At 73.5% G+C, this 18,762-nt stretch carries 19 protein-coding genes; 4 read left to right on the top strand and 15 right to left on the bottom strand.

Annotated elements, in window-relative coordinates; genetic code table 11:
* Both MNZ39_RS18265 and MNZ39_RS18260 read left to right on the top strand, forming a co-directional pair.
* On the top strand, positions 1-2,649 hold a 2,649-nt coding region (locus tag MNZ39_RS18265; RefSeq protein ID WP_242340517.1), incomplete at its 5' end, for an ATP-binding protein.
* A complete protein-coding gene (locus MNZ39_RS18260; RefSeq protein WP_242340516.1) occupies positions 2,646-3,251 on the top strand; it encodes a hypothetical protein in 606 nt (201 codons plus the stop codon). The genes MNZ39_RS18265 and MNZ39_RS18260, both read left to right, overlap by 4 nt.
* Positions 3,252-3,270: 19 nt before the next feature.
* Here the strand turns inward: MNZ39_RS18260 and MNZ39_RS18255 are convergent, their stop codons facing one another.
* From MNZ39_RS18255 to bfr, 5 genes are all read right to left on the bottom strand, one after another.
* On the bottom strand, positions 3,271-3,558 hold the full coding sequence (locus MNZ39_RS18255; protein ID WP_242340515.1) for a DUF493 domain-containing protein: 288 nt from the start codon (positions 3,556-3,558) through the stop codon (positions 3,271-3,273).
* A 113-nt stretch (positions 3,559-3,671) separates the two neighbouring features.
* Positions 3,672-4,997, bottom strand: coding sequence for a PhoH family protein (locus MNZ39_RS18250; protein WP_242340514.1), 1,326 nt, complete (start codon positions 4,995-4,997; stop codon positions 3,672-3,674).
* A 92-nt stretch (positions 4,998-5,089) separates the two neighbouring features.
* Positions 5,090-7,369 carry a diguanylate cyclase gene (locus MNZ39_RS18245; protein WP_242340513.1) on the bottom strand — a complete coding sequence of 760 codons (2,280 nt, stop codon included), beginning with the start codon at positions 7,367-7,369 and terminating at the stop codon, positions 5,090-5,092.
* Positions 7,366-7,671 (bottom strand): septum formation initiator family protein, encoded by a 306-nt coding sequence (locus MNZ39_RS18240; RefSeq protein WP_242340512.1) that lies wholly within the window; start codon positions 7,669-7,671, stop codon positions 7,366-7,368. The genes MNZ39_RS18245 and MNZ39_RS18240 overlap by 4 nt, the downstream gene beginning before the upstream one ends.
* Before the next feature lie 348 nt (positions 7,672-8,019).
* Complete coding sequence (gene bfr, locus MNZ39_RS18235; RefSeq protein WP_242340511.1) at positions 8,020-8,499, bottom strand: bacterioferritin; 480 nt, start codon at positions 8,497-8,499, stop codon at positions 8,020-8,022.
* 71 nt (positions 8,500-8,570) lie between these two features.
* Between bfr and MNZ39_RS18230 the strand changes: the two genes are divergently transcribed.
* On the top strand, positions 8,571-9,581 hold the full coding sequence (locus tag MNZ39_RS18230; protein ID WP_242340510.1) for an FAD:protein FMN transferase: 1,011 nt from the start codon (positions 8,571-8,573) through the stop codon (positions 9,579-9,581).
* Here the strand turns inward: MNZ39_RS18230 and MNZ39_RS18225 are convergent.
* The 10 genes from MNZ39_RS18225 to MNZ39_RS18180 form a co-directional block, all read right to left on the bottom strand.
* Positions 9,578-9,829, bottom strand: coding sequence for a bacterioferritin-associated ferredoxin (locus MNZ39_RS18225; RefSeq protein WP_242340509.1), 252 nt, complete (start codon positions 9,827-9,829; stop codon positions 9,578-9,580). The two genes, MNZ39_RS18230 and MNZ39_RS18225, sit on opposite strands and share 4 nt — an antisense overlap.
* A complete protein-coding gene (locus MNZ39_RS18220) occupies positions 9,826-10,344 on the bottom strand; it encodes a hypothetical protein (protein ID WP_242340508.1) in 519 nt (172 codons plus the stop codon). Before MNZ39_RS18220 ends, MNZ39_RS18225 begins: the two co-directional genes overlap by 4 nt.
* Positions 10,337-10,816, bottom strand: coding sequence for a hypothetical protein (locus MNZ39_RS18215; RefSeq protein WP_242340507.1), 480 nt, complete (start codon positions 10,814-10,816; stop codon positions 10,337-10,339). The genes MNZ39_RS18220 and MNZ39_RS18215 overlap by 8 nt, the downstream gene beginning before the upstream one ends.
* Positions 10,813-11,376 (bottom strand): FMN-binding protein, encoded by a 564-nt coding sequence (locus tag MNZ39_RS18210; RefSeq protein ID WP_242340506.1) that lies wholly within the window; start codon positions 11,374-11,376, stop codon positions 10,813-10,815. Before MNZ39_RS18210 ends, MNZ39_RS18215 begins: the two co-directional genes overlap by 4 nt.
* Before the next feature lie 18 nt (positions 11,377-11,394).
* Entirely contained in the window at positions 11,395-12,687 is a 1,293-nt protein-coding gene (locus MNZ39_RS18205; protein ID WP_242340505.1) for a hypothetical protein, read from the bottom strand.
* Positions 12,688-12,756: 69 nt separating this feature from the next.
* Positions 12,757-13,443, bottom strand: a complete 687-nt coding sequence (locus tag MNZ39_RS18200) for a metal-dependent transcriptional regulator (protein WP_242340504.1) — start codon at positions 13,441-13,443, stop codon at positions 12,757-12,759.
* A complete protein-coding gene (locus MNZ39_RS18195; RefSeq protein WP_242340503.1) occupies positions 13,440-13,667 on the bottom strand; it encodes a hypothetical protein in 228 nt (75 codons plus the stop codon). Before MNZ39_RS18195 ends, MNZ39_RS18200 begins: the two co-directional genes overlap by 4 nt.
* 9 nt (positions 13,668-13,676) lie before the next feature.
* Positions 13,677-15,746: a ferrous iron transport protein B gene (gene feoB, locus MNZ39_RS18190; protein ID WP_242340502.1), complete on the bottom strand. Its 2,070-nt coding sequence runs from the start codon at positions 15,744-15,746 to the stop codon at positions 13,677-13,679.
* Complete coding sequence (locus tag MNZ39_RS18185) at positions 15,743-16,261, bottom strand: Fur family transcriptional regulator (RefSeq protein WP_242340501.1); 519 nt, start codon at positions 16,259-16,261, stop codon at positions 15,743-15,745. The genes feoB and MNZ39_RS18185 overlap by 4 nt, the downstream gene beginning before the upstream one ends.
* Before the next feature lie 75 nt (positions 16,262-16,336).
* Entirely contained in the window at positions 16,337-16,957 is a 621-nt protein-coding gene (locus MNZ39_RS18180; RefSeq protein WP_242340500.1) for a HEAT repeat domain-containing protein, read from the bottom strand.
* 93 nt (positions 16,958-17,050) lie between these two features.
* On the opposite strand from MNZ39_RS18180, the gene MNZ39_RS18175 reads away from it, so the two are divergent.
* Positions 17,051-18,762 (top strand): Fis family transcriptional regulator (locus MNZ39_RS18175; RefSeq protein WP_242340499.1); only part of this gene is annotated, 1,712 nt, incomplete at its 3' end.

Genomic DNA, 18,762 nt, shown 5'->3' with positions numbered 1-18,762 from the left:
GCGCGCGAGGTCGGCACGGAGGGGAAGCTCGGCGGTCAGGCCAACGTGCGAGGCGTGTCCGGCACGTGGAAGGACCTCACCGACAACGTGAACTTCATGGCGTCGAACCTCACGACGCAGGTGCGCGGCATCATAAAGGTCGTGACCGCGATCGCGAACGGCGACCTGTCGCAGAAGTTCGTCCTGGAGGCGAAGGGCGAGGTCGCGGCGCTCGCCGAGACCATCAACTCCATGACCGACACGCTGCGCACCTTCGCGGATCAGGTGTCGACGGTGGCGCGCGAGGTCGGCGTGGAGGGCAAGCTGGGCGCGCAGGCCCGGGTGCCCGGCGTCGCCGGCACCTGGAAGGACCTCACCGACAACGTGAACTTCATGGCGTCGAACCTCACGACGCAGGTGCGCGGCATCGTCAAGGTCGTCACCGCCGTCGCGAACGGCGACCTGTCGCAGAAGTTCGTGCTGGAGGCCAAGGGCGAGGTCGCGGCGCTCGCCGAGACCATCAACTCGATGACCGACACGCTCCGCATCTTCGCGGACGAGGTGACGGGCGTCGCGCGCGAGGTCGGCATCGAGGGGAAGCTCGGCGGCCAGGCCAAGGTGCCCGGCGCCGCCGGCACCTGGCGCGACCTCACCGACAACGTGAACCAGCTCGCCGGCAACCTGACGTCCCAGGTGCGCGCCATCGCGGAGGTCTCGACCGCGGTGACGAAGGGGGACCTCACCCGGTCGATCACGGTCGAGGCCCAGGGCGAGGTGGCCGCCCTGAAGGACAACATCAACCAGATGATCTCCACCCTCAAGGAGACCACGCAGAAGAACACCGAGCAGGACTGGCTGAAGACGAACCTCGCGAACTTCTCCAACATGATGCAGGGGCAGCGGAACATCGTGTCCGTGGCCCAGGCGATCGTGTCGAAGCTCACGCCGCTCGTGAACGCCTCGCACGGCGCCTTCTTCCTCATGGAGCGCGACGAGGCGAAGGGCGAGCCGCTCCTGAACCTCATCGCGAGCTACGGCTTCGGCGGGCGGAAGGCCCTCGCGTCCTCGTACCGCCTGCGCGAGACGCTCATCGGGCAGTGCGCGTTCGAGAAGAAGCGCATCCTCCTCAGGCGCGTCCCGCGGGACTTCATCTACATCGCGACGGGGATGGGCGAGGCGCCGCCGCGCTGCGTGGTGGTCCTGCCGGTCCTCTTCGAGGGCGAGACGAAGGCGGTGATCGAGCTCGCCGCGTTCGAGGAGTTCAGCCCGAACCACCTCGCCTTCTTCGATCAGCTGATGGAGAACATCGGCGTCATCCTCAACATGATCGGCTCGAGCATGCGCACCGAGGAGCTGCTGCAGGAGCTCAAGCGGTCCAACGCGGAGCTCGAGGCGCAGGCGGGGGAGCTGAACGAGAAGGCGAAGCTGCTCGAGCAGAAGAATAGCGAGGTCGAGCTCGCGAGCCGCAGCCTGGAGGAGAAGGCCGAGCAGCTCCAGCTCATCTCCAAGTACAAGTCGGAGTTCCTCGCGAACATGTCGCACGAGCTCCGCACGCCGCTCAACAGCCTGCTCATCCTCTCGAAGATGCTCGCCGAGAACAAGGAAGGGAACCTCACGCCGGAGCAGGTGAAGTTCGCGAGCACGGTGTACACGTCGGGCAACGAGCTGCTCGGGCTCATCAACGAGATCCTCGATCTCTCCAAGGTCGAGGCGGGCAAGATGCAGATCGACGCCCGCGAGTCGCGCGTCGAGACGGTCCGCGAGTACCTCGAGCAGAACTTCCGGCACGTCGCCGAGCAGAAGGCGCTCACCTTCTCCGTCACGGTCGATCCCGCCCTGCCGCGGACGATCTTCACGGACGTGACGCGCCTGCAGCAGATCCTGAAGAACCTGCTCTCGAACGCGGTGAAGTTCACCTCGCGGGGGTCGGTCACCGTCACCCTGAGCGCGCCGGGCCCCGAGGTCGCCGGCGAGGCGATCGCCTTCGCCGTCTCGGACACGGGCATCGGCATCCCCAAGGAGAAGCAGAAGCTCATCTTCGAGGCCTTCCAGCAGGCGGACGGCACCACGAGCCGCAAGTACGGCGGCACGGGGCTCGGCCTCACCATCAGCCGGGAGATCGCGCGGCTCCTGGGGGGGACGATCCAGGTCGAGAGCGAGCCGGGCGTCGGCAGCACCTTCACGCTCGTCCTGCCGGTGCGCTACGCGGGGGCGGACGCGGCCCCGCGGCCGCCGGTGAGCGTGGAGGAGGACCTCAACGTGAACCCCCTGCCGCCCGAGGCCGACTTCTCCGGCCGGACGGTGCTCCTCGCGGACGACGACATCCGGAACGTGTTCGCGATCAACAGCGTGCTCGAGGCCCGCCGGATGCGCGTCATCCACGCCGAGAACGGGCGCGAGGCGATCCGCCTCCTCGGCGAGAACCCCGCGGTGGATCTCGTCCTCATGGACACGATGATGCCGGAGATGGACGGGCTCACCGCCATCCAGGAGATCCGGAAGGTGGCGCAGCACCGCGATCTGCCCATCATCTCGCTCACCGCGAAGGCCATGAAGGGCGACCGGGAGAAGGCGATCGAGGCGGGTGCCTCCGACTACGTGGCGAAGCCCGTGGACCCCGACCGCCTGCTCGCGGTGATGCACGGCTGGCTCCGGCGGGGGGACGCGTGACGAAGACCGTGAAGAAGCCCCTCTCCCCGCTCGTCGCGGCCGCGACGGCGCTCGAGGCGGAGCTCGAGCGCATCGCGAGCGTCGCCCGCGAGGCGCAGCGGCTGCCGCTCGACTCGCAGCGGAACGTGGAGCGCACGGCGGAGAAGCTCGCCGAGCTCGGCGCGGTGGACGCGAAGCTCGGACCGCTCGTGCAGGAGCTCATGAGCGCGGTGAGCGCGCTCGTGCAGGGCCAGCACGATCAGGCGGTGGCGCTCGCCGCGCGGGCCGAGGAGGTCCGCGCTCGCCGCGAGGTGCTGCGCGAGCTCCTCGGCCGCTACGCCGGCCTCGGCCGCGACGCCCAGGAGCTGAACGCGATGGTCCAGGCGTTCGCGAGCGGCGCGCAGCCGGGCGCGGGCGGCGCCGAGCCCCCCTCGTTCGACGCGGTCCGCGAGACCATGACGCGCCTCATCGGCGACGCCGAGGCCGTGGCGCGCGCCTCGGTGGAGCAGGGGTTCGAGGACCTCTCGCGCCAGGCGGACGGCCTGCGCCAGCAGCTGCTCTCGGCCCGGAACAAGCTGAACCTGCTCGACGCGCGCGCGGAGCGGGCGGGCCCGCCGCAGTGACGGCGCCGCGGCGCCGCGCTCACAGGTAGTAAACGACCCGCTCGTCCTCCCAGAGGATCTGGTAGACCGCGCGCCGCTGCTCCTCGGAGTCCAGGCGAACGGCGACCGAGACGGAGTGGTACTTGCCGCCCGCGCTCGCGCGGACGCGCACGCCCTCCGGCGGCGCGTCGGCGACGATCCGCGCCACCAGGCGGCGCGCGTACTCCGCGAAGTCGTCGGCGGCGTGCCCCATGATCTTGAAGGTGTAGTCGAGCGGGTAGTCGAGCGCCGGCGCCGGCACGTCCCGCGTTCCTGAGCCGTCCTGCATGCCCGTAGCCTAGCGAGCGGCGGACGCCGAGGCCACCCGGGACGAATGCGCCGGCGCGCGTCCGGCGAGCGGCTCGCCAGGCAGGCTCGCGTATGGCGCGGCGAGCGGCCTCGTCACAGCAAGTTCGCCGCGAGCTCCGCGAGCGGGCTCCGCTCGCCCTTCGACATCGTGATGTGCCCCGCCAGCCGCTCGCTCTTGAACCGGTTCACCACGTGGATGAGGCCGTTGTTCGTCTGATCGACGTACGGGTTGTCGATCTGGTAGGGGTCGCCGGTGAGGACGATCTTCGTCCCGTCGCCCACGCGCGTGATGATCGTCTTCACCTCGTGCGGGGTCAGGTTCTGCGCCTCGTCGACGATGATGAACTGGTTCGGGATCGATCGGCCGCGGATGTAGGTGAGCGGCTCGATCTCCAGGATCCCGAGATCGAGGAGCTCGTGATAGCCGCGGCCGGCCTTCTTCTCCGAGCGCGACAGGTTCATGAGGTACTCGACGTTGTCGAAGATCGGCTGCATCCAGGGGTTCAGCTTCTCCTCGACCGAGCCCGGCAGGTAGCCGATGTCCCGCCCGAGCGGGAAGATGGGCCGCGACACGAGGAGCTTCTGGTAGACGCCGTCCTCCATCGTCTTCTGCAGCCCCGCCGCGATGGCGAGCAGCGTCTTGCCGGTGCCCGCCTTCCCGACGATGGTCACGAGCCGGATGTCGTCGTTGAGGAGCAGATCGAGGGCGAAGGACTGCTCCTTGTTGCGCGGACGGATCCCCCAGACGCCCTCCTTCGGCGTCTTGATGAGCTGCACGAACGCCTGCCGCGGGGCGCTGTACTTGCCGACCGCGGAGTGCTGGGGGTTCGCGCGATCCCGCAGGACGACGAACTCGTTCGGCGGAGGCGGGTCCCCCTCCGGCTGCCACGCGAGCGCGCCGTCGCCGTAGAACTCGTTCACGGCCTCCGACGACACCTCCACGTCGGCGACGCCGCTCCACAGCTCGTCGAGCTCGACCCCCTCGACGTCGTAGTCCTCAGCGTGGAGCCCGAGCGCGTCCGCGCGGATCCGGAGGTTCGTGTCCTTGGTGACGAACACGGTGGGGACGCCGCGATCGCGGTCGAGCAGCTCGAGGGCGACGGCGAGGATCTTGTCGTCGACCGAGTGCCCGTCGACGGCCACCGTGGGCGGCAGCTTCCGCTCGGCGACGAGCACGCGGATGTGTCCCTTGCCGTCGCCGATCGACACGCCCTCGCGCAGCTTCCCCTGCACGCGGAACTCGTCGAGGTACCGGGACACCTGGCGCGCGTTGCGGCCGAGCGTCGAGAGATCGCGCTTGAAGTTGTCGATCTCCTCGATGACGTAGATCGGGATGATGACGTCGTTGTCGCCGAACCCGAAGATGCTGCGCGGATCGTGGAGCAGGACGTTGGTGTCGAGGACGAAGTTCTTTTTCAAGCCTGGCCGGCCCCCCGCGGCATCCGCCTCGCGCCGCAGCGGCAGTGTAACCCGGTGCGGGGTCGAGCGGCCACCGGTCGAGGGCGCCGCCGCTACCCCGCCGCGCGCCGGGGCGCACCGATCGCGGCGGCGAGGACCGTCTGGTTCCGGCCGTGGCGCTTCGCGTGGTAAAGGCACGCGTCCGCCCGCTCGACGAGCTCCGGCTTCTTCGCGCCGTCCTCGGGCCAGGTGGCCACGCCCAGCGACATCGTGACGCGCAGCGGGCCCTGCTCCGTCTGGAACGTCACGGCCGCGAGGCGCTCCCGGATCCGCTCGGCGATGACCCCTGCGCCGGGCCCGTCCGTCCCTGGCATGACGATCGCGAACTCCTCGCCGCCGTAGCGCGCCACCACGTCGGTCTGGCGCGCCTCGCCCGCGAGCACGCGCGCGACCCCGCGCAGCACCTCGTCGCCGACCGGGTGCCCGTAGGTGTCGTTCACCGACTTGAAGTGGTCGACGTCGCACAGCAGGAGCGACAGGCGCTGGCCGCCGCGGGCCGCGAGCGCGAGGTGCTCGTCGAGCCGCGCCTGGAACGTGCGGTGGTTCGTGAGCCCGGTGAGGCCGTCGGTGGTGGCGAGCCGCTCGGCCTCTTCGTAGAGGCGGGCGCGCAGGATGGACTGGGCCGCCGCCCCGCCCACCACCAGCAGCTGGTGCATCTTGTCCTTCGCCGGCGCGCGGTCGTCGCGCGGACCGCCGGCGAGCGCGACCGTGCCGAGGACCTCGTCGCCCACGCGGAGCGGCACGACCCGCACCCAGCCGACGCCCTTGAGCGGCGTGGACGCGTCGAGCAGCGTCTGGCGCGAGAAGTCCGCGCTCTGCGCCGGCAGGGGCGAGTTCACCTCGACCACCTTCTGGACGAGCCCGTCGCCCGGCCCGAACCGCCTGCCCTCGATCGCCTTCCAGCGCTCTCCGTGGACGGCCACGACGCGGTGCACGCGCCCCCCGTCGCTCCGCTCGACGAGCGTCGCCGCCGCGAAGGCGAGCGGCACGAGCTCACCCGCGACCTGGACGATCTCCCGGCACACGTCCTCGGGCTTCTGGGTGCGGTTCAGGCGCTCGATCGCCTCGTAGAACCGCTCCTTCTCGTCCCGGGTGCTCTTGATGTCGACCATCACCCGCTCGGCCTCGAGCGCGCGGAAGATCTCCGCGCACAGCGTCTGGACGAGCTTCTCGTCCTCGTCGGAGAACGGGATGGGCTCGCTTCGGTCCGCGACGATGACGCCGCGCACGTGCCCGCCGCGGCGGTCGATGAGCGGCACGACCACGAGCGCGCCGGGCCGGGCCCCGTCCTCGTAGTAGGTCGCCACCTTGACCTCGCCGTGGAGCCGGATCGAGGTCCGGCGCACGATCGCCGCGCCGAGGGCGCCCTCGCGGGCCGAGACGGTGCGCGCGACGGAGTCGCTCGCGGTCCGGCACTCGCGGAGCTGGAGCCGCTCGCCCGCGTCGTCGACGAGGTACACCGCGCAGGTGCGGCTGCGGAGCGCGACCTCCGCGACCTCGAGCGCGCCGCGCATCGCGTTCTCGACCTCCAGCACCGAGGCCGCCGTCCAGCGCCCGTCGCCGTCGACCGCGGGCGCGGCCGTGCCGGAGGCCGTGAGCCGGAACTCGCGCGCGCGCTGCTCGAGCTCCTTGACCCGGCGCTCCACCGCCCGCTCCTCGGCGCGCCTCGACGAGCCCACCTGCGCCGCCAGCACCGCGTGGTAGAGCACCGCGAACAGCGTGACGAACCCGGCGCGCACGACGGCGGAGGGGAGCTCGTCGGCGTGACCCCCTCGCCCGAGCCACACGAGCAGCTCGAGCGCGACCGCCAGCACGACGAGCGCGAGCCCGATCTGCCGCGCCAGGAACGCGACCAGGAAGGCCATCACGAGGTAGATGAGCGGCTGGAGCGGCGAGTCCAGGTGACCGGCGCTCGCGGTCTGCGCCATCGCGTGGGCGGCCACGACGAAGAGCGCGCCGAGCTCGAGCTGCTCTCGCAAGGTCGCGGCCTCGCCGGCGGCGGCCCGGGCGGTGCGCCGCCACACGCCGGCCCCGAGGGCCAGGGCGAGCGCCGCCGTGCCGGCGGTCTGGGGCCAACCCGGCGCGGCGGCGTCGAACGCGCCGAGCACGACGAGCGCCCCCGTGCCGACGGTCACCGCCGGGGTCAGGCTGCGCACCAGGAGGCGCCCGGCGCGGCGGCGGGCGGGTGCACCGAAGGTCCCCCCGTCGCTGAAGAGCGCCGCGTAGAGGCGAACGAGCAGGGGCCGCGGGCGCTGCAGCGCGAGCCGGCGCCGGACGGTCGGCGTGGCGCCGATGGGGGCTCGCTGCGCCGCGCCGGGCGGCGGGCCGGTCATGGCCCGGCCTCCCGGCCCTGGCCCACCCAGTAGACGCGCTCACCGGGCCGCACGAAGCGGAGCTCCTCGCGCGCGGCGCGCTCGAGCGCGGACGCGTCCGTGCGCAGCGCGTGGACCTCGCGCGCGAGCCGCGCGTTCTCGGCGGCGAGCCGCGCGTTCTCGTCCTCCATGCGCCTGGCGTCCGCGTCCAGCCGCACGTACCTGCGGATCCCGTCGGGATCGACGGCGGACACCGCCCCGAGCAGCGCGAGCGCGCCGACGAACGCCCTCCAACCCCAGAGTCGGCCGCGTCTCCCGGACATCCGCTCCGGACGCTAGCAGCGGCGGCCGCGCCGTCCAGAAATCGACCGGTAGCGCCCGGGGAGATGACCCGCCCCCACACCTGTTCGAACGGGGGACTGCGTCCCCCGCCCCGCCGAGCGAAGCTCGACGGGGACCCACCCCCTGCTCGGCGGGGCCCGTGAACCTGCGCGCCCGCGTTCGCGGGTGCGCGCAGGTTCCCCGCCGGAGGGGCTTCGCCCCTCCCGCGCTTCGCGCGGGGCCCTCCCACGGCAACTGATCGAGGTAAGCGGCTGCGTCTGAACGGGGGACTGCGTCCCCCGCCCCGGGGGCTCGCTTCGCTCGCCTGTCAGCGAATCATGACCCGCCGGTCAGGACCCCTCCTTCTTGAGCTGCTCGGCGAGGTAGTTCTGCGCCCCGACCTGGTCGATCGCCGTGAGCTGCGTCTCGAGCCAGTCGGCGTGCTCCTCCTCGCCCTCGAGGATGTGCTCGAGGAGCTCCGCCGAGCCGTTGTCGCCCTTGTCGCGGGCCAGCGCGATGCCGCCGTTCAGGACGCCGATCGCGTCCGTCTCGAGCGCGAGGTCGAGCTGGAACATCTCCGGGACGCTCTCGCCCACGTTCACCTTGTTGTAGCGCTGCACGTTGGGGAGGCCGTCGAGGTAGAGGATGCGCGCGATGAGCGCGTCGGCGTCCTTCATCTCGTCGATGGACTCGTGCCGGAACTTCTCGTACAGCCGGTCGTACCCCCAGTTCTCGCAGATGCGCGCGTGCAGGAAGTACTGGTTCACCGCGGTGAGCTCGTTCGTGAGCACCTGGTTCAGCAGATCGATGATCGCGGGATCGGCCTTCACGTCGGTCTCCTCTCCCTGGAAGGCGCTGGCGCGCGCTCTCGAGGCGCGCCTGATATAGGAGCCGCCTGCGCATGGCGGCAATCGTCCTCCTCCTCGTCACCCTCGCCCGCCCCGCCGAGGGCGTCGTCACCGAGACGCGCCCCGCGATGGGCAGCGTCGCGAGCGTGACCCTCGCCGGAACGACGCCGGCGGCCGCCGCGCCGGCGATCGAGGCGGTGTTCGCGGTGTTCCGGCAGGTGGAGTGGTCGATGAACGAGTGGCGCGAGGGCTCGCCGCTCGCCCAGCTGAACGCCTGGGCGGGGCGCGGCTGGGTGCCGCTGCCGGGCGATCTCTGCGAGGTCCTGGCGCTCGCCAAGCACGCGGCGGTCCGCACCGGCGGCCGCTTCGATCCGACCTGGGCGGCGCTCTCGGACCTGTGGCGCTTCGACGGGAACGCGCGCGGCCCCCCGCCGGACGACGCGGTGCGGGCGCGCTGCGCGCTCGTCGATCATCGCCTGCTCGAGCTCCGCCCGCGCGGGACCGCGTGCGAGGCGCGCCTCGCCCGCCCCGGCATGCGGGTGGGGCTCGGCGGGCTCGCGAAGGGCTGGGCGATCGACGCCGCCGCGCGCGCCCTCCGCGCCCGGGGACAGCGGGACTTCCTGCTGCAGGCGGGCGGCGACCTCTACGCAGCGGGCACGCGCGGCGGACGGCCCTGGCGCGTCGGCGTGCGCGACCCGCGCGGTGGACCGCTCGACGAGCTCGCCGAGGTGGAGGTCCGCGATCGCGCGTTCTCGACGAGCGGCGACTACGAGCACGCGTACGTCGTGAACGGCCGGCGCTACCACCACCTCATCGACCCGCGCACGTGCCAGCCGGCGACCGCCTCACGGGCGGTGACGATCCTCGCGCGGCGCGCGGTGGACGCCGAGATCCTGGGGAAGTCGCTGTTCATCCTCGGCGGAGCGCCCGCCCTGCGCGAGGCCTCCCGCTGGGGAGCCGAGGCCCTGGTCGTGGACGCGGACGGCTCGGTGCTGGCGACGCGCGGCCTCCGGAGGGCCCTGCCCGCGCGCTGGCGCCCGAGCGCCGCGCCGCGTTCTCGCTAGGGCGTCTTCAGCCGGTCCGCGGCGGCGCGGAGCGGGACGGTCTCGGCGGACGTGTCCTCCCGGTCCTGGACGGCCACGCACGGCGCACGGCAGGGCTCGGCGAGGATCCGCGCGATGCTCCCGCGACAGCAACCGCAGCACGTGCCGGCGCCGGTCGCGGCGCCCACCGCCTCGACGGAGGCCGCGCCCGCGTCGCGCGCCGCCCGGATGGCCCGGTCGGACACCGCCCGGCAGATGCAGACGATCACTCCGCGATCTCCTCCGCCGCTCCGGCGGCGGTGTCGGCCCGCGCCGGCTCCTCGGCGCGAGCGGGAAGGAACACGGCGCCGAGGAGCGCCGCCCACGCGAGCAGCGTGAGCTCGAGGAGCCCGAACGCAGCCACCTTCACCGGCGCGAGCGCCGGCCCGAGGTAGCGCACCCCGAACGACGCGGCGACCCCCGCGAGCGCGGCGCCGAACGAGAGCGCCGCGAGGCCGCGCGCGGCGCGGGCGGGGAGCGCCCGCGCGAAGCTCACGACGTGCACCACCGCGAACAGCACGAGCGGGATCGCGGCGAGGTGAGGCACCGCGACCTCCAGCAGCCCGGCGAGACTCTTCGGCGCCGCGAACCGCGCTGCGTCACCGAGGTAGAACGCGCGGACGCCCGCGGGGCTTCCCCCGAGCTTCAGCGCGAAGAGGGCCGCCGCGCTCGCGGCCTGCACGACGAGGAACGCCGCGAAGGCGAGCGCCGGGACCCGGAACGGCGCGAGGCGGGGATCACGCACGGGCGTCCCTCCCCACCCGCGCCTGCGCCACGGCGACCGCGACGAGGAGCGCCCACATGGAGGCGCTGGCGAGCACGGTGGTCGCGACCCGCAAGGCGCCGAGCCCGGGCCGCGCGGACACCGCGAAGGGCGCGAACAGGTCGGCGAGCGTGGCGGCGAAGGCCGCGAGCACGAGCCCCCCGCGCACGCCCTCGAGCCGCGGCGCCACGGCGGCGAGCGCCGCGAGCATGAACAGCACGAACCCGTACACGAACGCGCCGACGTGGACCTCCTCCCAGAGCGCCGCCGCCGTGAGCGGCTCCCCGCCCTCCGCCCCGCGGTAGAAGGCCTCCACGTCCGCCGGCGAGAGGCCGCCCGCCTGGAGCCGCTGCGCCGCGAGCCCCGCGAGCGCCAGGGCCGCGAAGACGAGGAACAGCGCGACGGGGGGCCGCGCGCGGCTCCCAGCCGCCGGCTGCTGGACGAGCCACCTCATCGCCCCACCCCCATCGCCTCACGCAGCGCCTGGAGCAGCCAGCGCGACTCCTCGGCCACGCCCCGCGCGGTCAGCGTCGCGCCGCTGATCGGCGCGAGATCCTGGCCCACCGCGAGCCGGTCGGCGGGGCCCTTCCCCTCGAGCTGCGCGAGCCAGCGCTCGCTCGGGCGGTACTCGGACGGCTCGAGGAACGCGAGCACGGTGATCTTGCGCAGGCGCCCATCGGGCTCGAACGCGATGGAGAGCGTCTCCCGCTTGGTCCGCACCACGTGGCTGTGGATGACGGCGTAGCCGACCACCTCGGCGCCGCGACGCGCGGTGTAGAACGTGACGAGGCGCTCGCGGACGCGCGCACGGGCGAGCCGCTCGATGCGGCCGACCATCTCGTCGGTCAGGATCACGTCCTTCGCCTCGACCGCCTCGGCGGCCGGGAACACCGCGCGGATGGCGGCCTCCTCCTTCCCGGCCACGGCGGCCGCGCGGGCGCCCGTGACGGGGAGGAGGAGGGCCGCGGCGAGGAGCGCCGCGCGGCCGGTCGATGCGGGTCTCGGTCGGTGCATGGCGCCCGCTCGCATGCCTCAGAACACGTACCCGACGCCGAGGTTCACCTGGTCCGCCGTGGTGTCCGCCTCCGTGTCGGTGCGCTGGTAGTCGGCCTTCACGACGACGTTGGGGATCGGCTTGTAGGTGAGGCCGGCCGTCCAGAGCTTCTCGTCGAGCGCCGCGTCGCGCGCGAAACCCGCGGGGACCCGGTCGTGGAGGTCCAGCGCCTCGTAGCGCACGAACGGCGAGAGCGACTGGCCGAGCTCGGGCAGCGCCACCGCGAGCACGTCGTAGGCCGCCTCGACGTAGCCGCCGCGCGTGCGCGACCCGAGCACGAGGCCGCCGCCCTGCAGCGCGGAGAGCCGGCCCGCGTCGTCGAGCCAGCCCATCGCGTAGAGGCCCCGGAGCTGGAGCCCGCGCCAGGCGAGCTGCGCGTGCGCCTCCGCGAGCGTCACGTCGGCGCGGATCGTGCCCTCGGCGTCCTTCGCGCCCTGGCCCGCGCGGCCGCGGTAGACGGAGCCCGCCACGTCGAGCGGACCGCGCGCGTAGCCGACGCTCGCGACGCCCGCGAAGCTCTCGGCGGGCGCCTCGCCGCCGCCGGTGCGGGCGCCGCGCAGCCAGCTGCCCGAGGAGAGATCGCCGCTCTGGCCGTTGAGGCCGACGAGCGCGTACGCCTTGTAGCGGACCGGGCCGACCGCGCCGTGGACGCCGAGGCCGTTCTCGTTCCAGGTGGACGGGATGAGGTTCCGCTCCACCTCCGGCCGGAACACGCCGTTGAAGAACGGCGGCTCGTGCAGCTCGTTCAGGAAGCCCATCGGCACGAGCACGTTGCCGACGCGGACGCCGACGGCGTCGGAGAGGAGGAAGTCGAGGTACGCGAACTCGACGGAGAGCTCGTGCTGGTGCTCGTACTCGATCTCGGCGTTGAAGAGGATCTTCGGCGTGAAGCGGTAGCCCGTGTAGAGGATCACGCGGTAGAGGTCCGAGTCGGACGGTCCCCCGGAGAGGCGGTTCCGGTAGAACAGCTCCCCGTAGCCGCCGATGGAGAGCCCCTTCGGCGCGAAGTACACCTTCGACGCCGCCGGGCCCATCCCGGCGTACGAGGCGTACTCCACGTCCTTGAGGCCCATCTCCAGCTTGAGGCGCCGCAGCTCCTCCGCGAGCGCCTTCACCTCCTCCTTCGTGGCGGCCTCGCCCTCGCCCTTCGCGGCGGGCGCGTCCGACTTCCCGGCGCTCGCCGGCGCGGGGGTGGCGGGGGCGGCGTCGTCCGCGCGGGCGCCCGCCGAGGCGAGCAGGACGGCCACGACAACCATGATCTTGACTTGCATTCTCACTTGTGGCCCGCGACGGGGCTCTCTCCTGCGCCTTTCCGGGTGGGGACTCGAGCTGCGCTTCGGCTACGACGAACGAGCCTCGACGGGCTTCACGTAGATCTCGCCCGCGATCTCGGGATCGAGGGCGATGGTGGTCTCGCCGACCTCGATGACGTACGACGGCGAGCGCTGGTGGAGCCGGATGGTGCTGCCGGGGATCACCCCCAGCGCGGCGAGCCGATCCATCCGGTCGTGGAACTTGGGCGCGATGAACACGATGCGGCCGGACGCGCCGAGCTCGAAGCTGCGGAGCCCCGTCACGAAGGGCCGGACCGTCTTCTGGTAGGTGCCGCAGCAGCCGCCCGGGGGGATGGGCTTGCCGTGGGGGCAGGTCGGGGGGTGGCCGAGCAGCGTGCAGACGGAGTCGGTCGCCTCGGGCGAGAGGATGTGCTCGAGCTCGCACGCCTGCTGCTCCGTGACGCCCTCCGCCAGATCGAGCACGTCGCGGAAGAGCCGCTCCGCGAGCCGGTGCCGGCGCACGACGTCGCGGGCGCGCCGCTCGCCCTCCTCCGTGAGGTGGACGTGCGCCCCCTCGAGCCGGAGGAGGCCCGCGCGCGCGAGCTCCTCGAGATCCGCGCGGCCCGCGCCCGGCGCGTGCTCGGCCTCCGCCGCCGCCAGGATCTGGTCGGCCGCGTCGCGGCCCGCCTCGCGCTGGGTGTAGGCGGTCTCCAGGATCTCCTCGAGCCGCCGCGTCGCCGTCCCATTATTCACGGAGAGTCGCTCCTCCCGTCCTTGTCGCGCTTGAGCCGGTCGATGAGGCGCCGGAGGCCGCCGGCGAGCCCGGCCTCCTGCGGGAAGCTGTAGCTGCACGAGGGGCAGCACACGACGCGGCAGCCCTTCGCCATCGGGCAGCTCGGGCGGCACCCCTGCCCCATCGCGTCGAAGCGGGTCCCGCACAGCGGGCACGTCTCGATCTTCTCGACGAGGGCCGCCACCAGCGCCTCCTAGTACAGCCACCGCATGAGCTGGTTCACCACCGCGCCGACCCCCACCGCGAACGGCACGATGAACCCCATGATCGCGACGCCCGTCTTCCAGCCGCGCTCCTTCAGGATCATGAAGAAGTTCGCGATGCAGGGGACGAAGAGCGTGATCGTGACGAGCGCCACGACGATCTCGATCTGCATCGAGCGGGTGAGCCCGCCGCCGTCCATGAACGGCTGGTAGTGGAGGAACAGGCCCGCCGCGGCGTAGTCGCGCCGCAGGAAGCCGAGGATGAACGCGGCCGCGGCCTCCTTGGGCAGGTCGAGCAGCCCGACCACGAGCGGCGACGCGGCGCGCTCGAGCAGCGCCAGCCCGCCGAACCGGTCGAGCAGGTAGAGGATGAGCGTGCCGACGATGAAGAGCGGCAGCGCCTCGCGCAGGTACCACTCGATGCGCGCGAGCGTCTTCACCGCGATGTTGCCGGCCTGCGGCACGCGCAGCGGCGGCAGCTCGAGCATGAAGTCCGAGCCGCGGCCGGGCAGCACCTTCGCCGCGAGCCAGCCGACGAGGAACAGCACGAGCAGCACCGTGGCCCCGAACCAGGCCGTCGCCGCCACCGGGAGCTTGGAGGTCATGGCGAAGATGACCGCCATCTGCGCGCTGCACGGCACGCCGAGCGCGAGCAGGAGCGTCACGATGACCCGCTCCTTCCGCGTCTCCATGATGCGCGCCGTCATCGTGGCCATCGTGTCGCAGCCGAGCCCGAGCACCATCGGCAGGACGGCCTTGCCGTTCAGGCCCATCCGCTTGAACACCTTGTTCAGCATGACCGCGAGGCGCGGCAGGTAGCCCGAGTCCTCGAGGATGCTGAACGCGATGAAGAACGTCGTCACGATCGGCAGCACGATCGCGATGCCGTAGGACAGGCCCATCGAGACGATCCCGTACTTCCCGATGAGGATCCCGTTCTGCGTCACGGCGTCGGCGCCGGGGGGACCGACGAGGAAGCTCTCGAAGCGGCCGTCCGGTACGAGGAACCGCACCGCGGCGGTGATCCACGGCACGAGGTAGTTCGCGAAGACGGTGTTCTCGAGGAAGTCGACGAGCGTCCCGGCCCCCAGCACGCCCACGAACTCGTACGCCGCGAAGAGCACGACGGCGAGGATGGGGATCCCCCACAGCGGGTGCGTGGACCAGGTGCCGAGCTTGCGGCCGAGGCCGCTCGCCGCGGTGGCGCCGCCCCGCGTGACGACCGCGTCGTGCAGCCGGTCGGCCGCCGCGAGCCGCTGGCGCGCGACCACGAAGCGGAGCGACTCGGGGTAGCGTGCCGCCACGGTGCGCCGGATCGCGTCGATCCGGGCGAGGTCCGCCTCGGAGACGTGCGCGGCGAGCTGCGGGCGGAGCGACTCGTCGCCCACGAGCGCCATGACGGCGAGCGCCCGGGCGCCGAAGCCGCCGCGCGGCATGAGCGGCGTGATCTCCGCGAGCGCCGCCTCGATCGCGTCGTCGTAGCGGGGCCGGAAGGGCGAGGCGCGGCCACCGGCGGCGATGCGCTGCTGCAGGGCCGCGAGCCCCTGCCGCTGGACCGCCACGGTCGGCACGACGTCGATGCCGAGGTCGCGCGAGAGCCGCTCCACGTCGATGTGGAACCCGCGGCTCGCCGCCTCGTCCGCCATGTTGAGCGCGAGGGTGAAGGGGATCTCCGCCTCGGCGAGCTGCGTCGCGAGCAGGAGCCCGCGCCGGAGGTTCTTCGCGTCGCAGACCTGCACGGCCGCGTAGCCGCGCTCGGAGAACAGGATGTCGCGAGTGACCTGCTCGTCCTCCGACATGGGGATGAGGTTGTTCGTCCCCGGCGTGTCCATCACGTGCCAGGGCTGCCCTTCGATGGTGGCCGAGCCGCGCGTCACCTCGACGGTCGTCCCCGGGTAGTTCGAGACCGTGACGTACTTGCCGGTGAGCGCGCCGAACAGCGCGCTCTTCCCGACGTTGGGGTTGCCGACGAGGATGATGGCGCGGTTCGCCGCGACCACCTGCTTCTTGTCGAGCTCGCCGGCGCGCGCGGCGGCCGGAGCCGGGGCCGGAGGGGTCACGCGCGCTCCTCGCGCACGGGGGTGGCCTTCCGGCAGCGGGCGCAGCGGCCGTACAGCTCGAGCTTGTGGCTCTCGACCTCGAAGCCGTGCCGGCGCGCCACCGTCTCCTGCAGCGACTCGATCTTCTCGTTCGCGAACTCCACGATGTCGCCGCAGCCGGTGCAGATGAGGTGATCGTGGTGGGCGCGCCCCGCCGAGGGCTCGTAGCGCGTCTGGCCCTCCCCGAACTGGCGCGCCGAGGCGAGGCCGCAATCGACGAGGAGCTTCATCGTCCGGTACACGGTCGCGACGCTCACGCGAGGGTCGTCGCGCCGCGCGTGCGCGACGAGCTCCTCGACCGTGACGTGACCGCGGACGGCGAAGAAGGCCTGCGCGATGCGCTCGCGCTGCCGCGAGTGCTTGAGGCCCTTGCGCTCGATGTACGCGGCGAGCTCGGCCGCGGCGGCGCCCGCGTCCTGCGGGCGATCGTGCCCGCGCGTCCTGCTGCCCCGGAGGTCGTGATCGGCGTCGGTCATCCTGATAACGATTCTCAGTATCAGACTGACGCCGCCCAGGCAAGCCCCTGCGGTGTCGTCCGCCGCCGGCGGGGCTCAGCGCTCCGGCGCGGCGTCGCGCCAGTACTCCCGCCAACGCGCCGCAGCCCCGGGCCCTTCCCCGCCCGCGTCGCGTCCGGCCAGCGCCACGAGGGTGGCGTGCGCCTCGCGGCGGACCTCCGGCGCGGGGTCGTCGAGCAGCTCGATCAGGCGCGGGACCGCTCGCACGCCTGCCTCTCGGGGGCGGTGGCGAGCGACCTCCGCGGCGAGCGCGCGGGTGGCCGGATCGGCCGACCGGAGCGGTCCGGCGAGCTCGACGGGAGGCGCGAGCTCGACCCGGTAACCCTGCGCGAGCTCGAGCACGACCCCGGTGATGACGGCCAGGACGAGCACCATCAGCCCGACCTGCACGAGCGCCTTCCCCGCCGAGTACCTCCCGGCGCGCACCAGCACGAAGCGGTACGCGGCGTAGCCCCCGATGAAGAGCGCGAGGACCACCGCCGGGACCGCGAGCGCCGCGCGAGGCCAGCCGCTCCCGGCGACGGATCGCGCGAGCTCCGGCACGCCGAGGAGCGTCAGCGCGGTGGCGGCGAAGAGCAGCGCGAAGAGGATCCAGCGGAGGGAGCGGACGGCGGCGGGGATTCGGCCGGTCCCGCCGTCCTTCATCCCGGGTGACATGCGCGGCAGTGAACCACGCGCGCGGGCGAGCGGCAACCGCGATCGCCTGGGATCCTTGACTCGGGCGGCGCCCCGGCGCACGTTCCGCCCGCCATGGCCGAGATCGACCCCGAGCTGCTCGAGCGTGTCGCCCGCTGGTGCGCCGAAGCCGGCCGCCAGGCCGGGACGCGAGAGATCCGCGCTGCCCTGTCGCCGCTGTCCTGGGACGAGCTGCTCGCCGCGCGCGCCCTCCTCGCGGATCCGCCTCCCGCGGCGCCGCTCGGCCCGTACGCGCTCGCCGACATCGCGCGCGGAACGCCCGCGGACACCGCGGCGGAGCGTGAGCGCGAGGCCCGCTACCCGCGGGAAGCGGCCGACGAGCCCGTCGCGCCGGCGCCCCCCGCCGCCGCCGCCGCGTCCGACCAGCCCGTGCCTCGCGCGAAGCCGGGCCGCGGCCGCAAGAAGCCCGGGATCGTCGTCCACCGTGCGCGCGATCGCGTGGAGGTCGCCCCGGAGCCTCCGCCGCCTCTCCCCGCGCTCGACGACCTTCGCCGCGACGAGGGCCGCGCCGTGCTCGAGCGGCTCCTGCGCCGCCACGGCGCGCGCCGCGCCGCGATCCTGGCCGAGCTCCAGGCCGGCTGGCGCGGCCCCGGCGGCGCGACGCCCACCGACGCCGATCTCGCGGCCCTCATCGATCACCACGGCCTCGCCCGCGTGTTCGAGCGGCGCGAGCACGACGAGCTCTTGCACGCGCTGCGCGCGGCCGCCGGATCCCGCGCCGCCGCGGCCGCGGCGCTGGGGCTCGACGAGGCCGGGCTCGACGCCGCCCTCGCCCGGCTCGGCGCCGCGGAGGACGCGGAGCGGATCCGCGAGGAGCGGAGGGCGGATCTCCGCTCCCGCGCGACGCTCTCGGAGCGGATCCACCTCCTGCTCGCGCAGGAGGAGCGGCTGCGGGATCTCGGGCTGCTGGAGGAGATCGAGGCGGATCTCCGAGCCCGCCTCCCCGAGCACCTCCGCGCGCTGCGCGCCAGCGGCGAGTCCCTCGGCCCGGCGCTCTCGCGGAGCCTCTCGTTGCCCTACGAGACCGTCGGGGCGCTCTCCCTGCGGTTCGGCCTCGACCTCGGGCCCGCCGACCTGGGCGCGGGCGCGCCGTCCGGCCCGACCGGCTCGGACCGCGGCCGGCGCGGAGCACCGCGCCACGAGGCCCGCCCGGGCGGCGGCGCTCGGGAGAGCCGCTCGCGCTTCGAGGAGCGGCGCCGGTTCGGCTCCGACCGCGCTCGAGACGGAAACGAGCGTACCGAGCGACGCGATCGTCCGCGGGCCGGAGGCCCGGAGCGGGCGCGCGGCTCCGCCGACTCCGTGAGCCCTCCCCCGTTCCGCCGCGGCGCCCCCGACGCATCGCGCTCCCGGGGTGAGCCCACCGGCGGGCAGCCGCGCGGACAAGATCGGCGCGGTCCGCACAAGGGATTCGGGCCGCGCTCGGGTCCCGGTTACCGCGGCGGATTTGCCGCTCGCACCGGCCCCGGCCCTCGCTCGGGCTTCGGACCTCGCTCCGGCTCTGGCCCCCGCACCGGCCCCGGTGGCCCTCGCACCGGCTTCGGCCCCCGCACCGGCCCCGGTGGCCCTCGCACCGGCTTCGGCCCCCGCACCGGCCCCGGTGGCCCTCGCACCGGCCCTGGCCCCCGCTCCGGCTTCGGCCCCCGGACCGGCCCCGGCCCCCGCACCGGTCCCGGTGGCCCTCGCACCGGCCCTGGCCCTCGCACCGGCTTCGGCCCTCGCACCGGCTTCGGCCCTCGCACCGGCTTCGGCCCCCGCACCGGCCCCGG

It is taken from the genome of Anaeromyxobacter sp. SG66 (assembly GCF_022690805.1).
In the GTDB taxonomy this organism is placed as follows: domain Bacteria; phylum Myxococcota; class Myxococcia; order Myxococcales; family Anaeromyxobacteraceae; genus Anaeromyxobacter; species Anaeromyxobacter soli.
The sequence above is the reverse complement of the archived record's forward strand: the minus strand, read 5'-3'. Positions and strand labels throughout refer to the sequence as shown.

What these genes read in the sequence shown, in the direction of transcription:
- MNZ39_RS18240 (WP_242340512.1), bottom strand. Translation starts at nt 7,671, where the DNA reads ATGTCCGGGAGACGCGGCCGACTCTGGGGTTGGAGGGCGTTCGTCGGC.
- MNZ39_RS18215 (WP_242340507.1), bottom strand. Translation starts at nt 10,816, where the DNA reads ATGAGGTGGCTCGTCCAGCAGCCGGCGGCTGGGAGCCGCGCGCGGCCC.
- MNZ39_RS18185 (WP_242340501.1), bottom strand. Translation starts at nt 16,261, where the DNA reads ATGACCGACGCCGATCACGACCTCCGGGGCAGCAGGACGCGCGGGCAC.
- MNZ39_RS18180 (WP_242340500.1), bottom strand. Translation starts at nt 16,957, where the DNA reads ATGTCACCCGGGATGAAGGACGGCGGGACCGGCCGAATCCCCGCCGCC.
- MNZ39_RS18205 (WP_242340505.1), bottom strand. Translation starts at nt 12,687, where the DNA reads ATGCAAGTCAAGATCATGGTTGTCGTGGCCGTCCTGCTCGCCTCGGCG.
- MNZ39_RS18245 (WP_242340513.1), bottom strand. Translation starts at nt 7,369, where the DNA reads ATGACCGGCCCGCCGCCCGGCGCGGCGCAGCGAGCCCCCATCGGCGCC.
- MNZ39_RS18255 (WP_242340515.1), bottom strand. Translation starts at nt 3,558, where the DNA reads ATGCAGGACGGCTCAGGAACGCGGGACGTGCCGGCGCCGGCGCTCGAC.
- MNZ39_RS18210 (WP_242340506.1), bottom strand. Translation starts at nt 11,376, where the DNA reads ATGCACCGACCGAGACCCGCATCGACCGGCCGCGCGGCGCTCCTCGCC.
- MNZ39_RS18230 (WP_242340510.1), top strand. Translation starts at nt 8,571, where the DNA reads ATGGCGGCAATCGTCCTCCTCCTCGTCACCCTCGCCCGCCCCGCCGAG.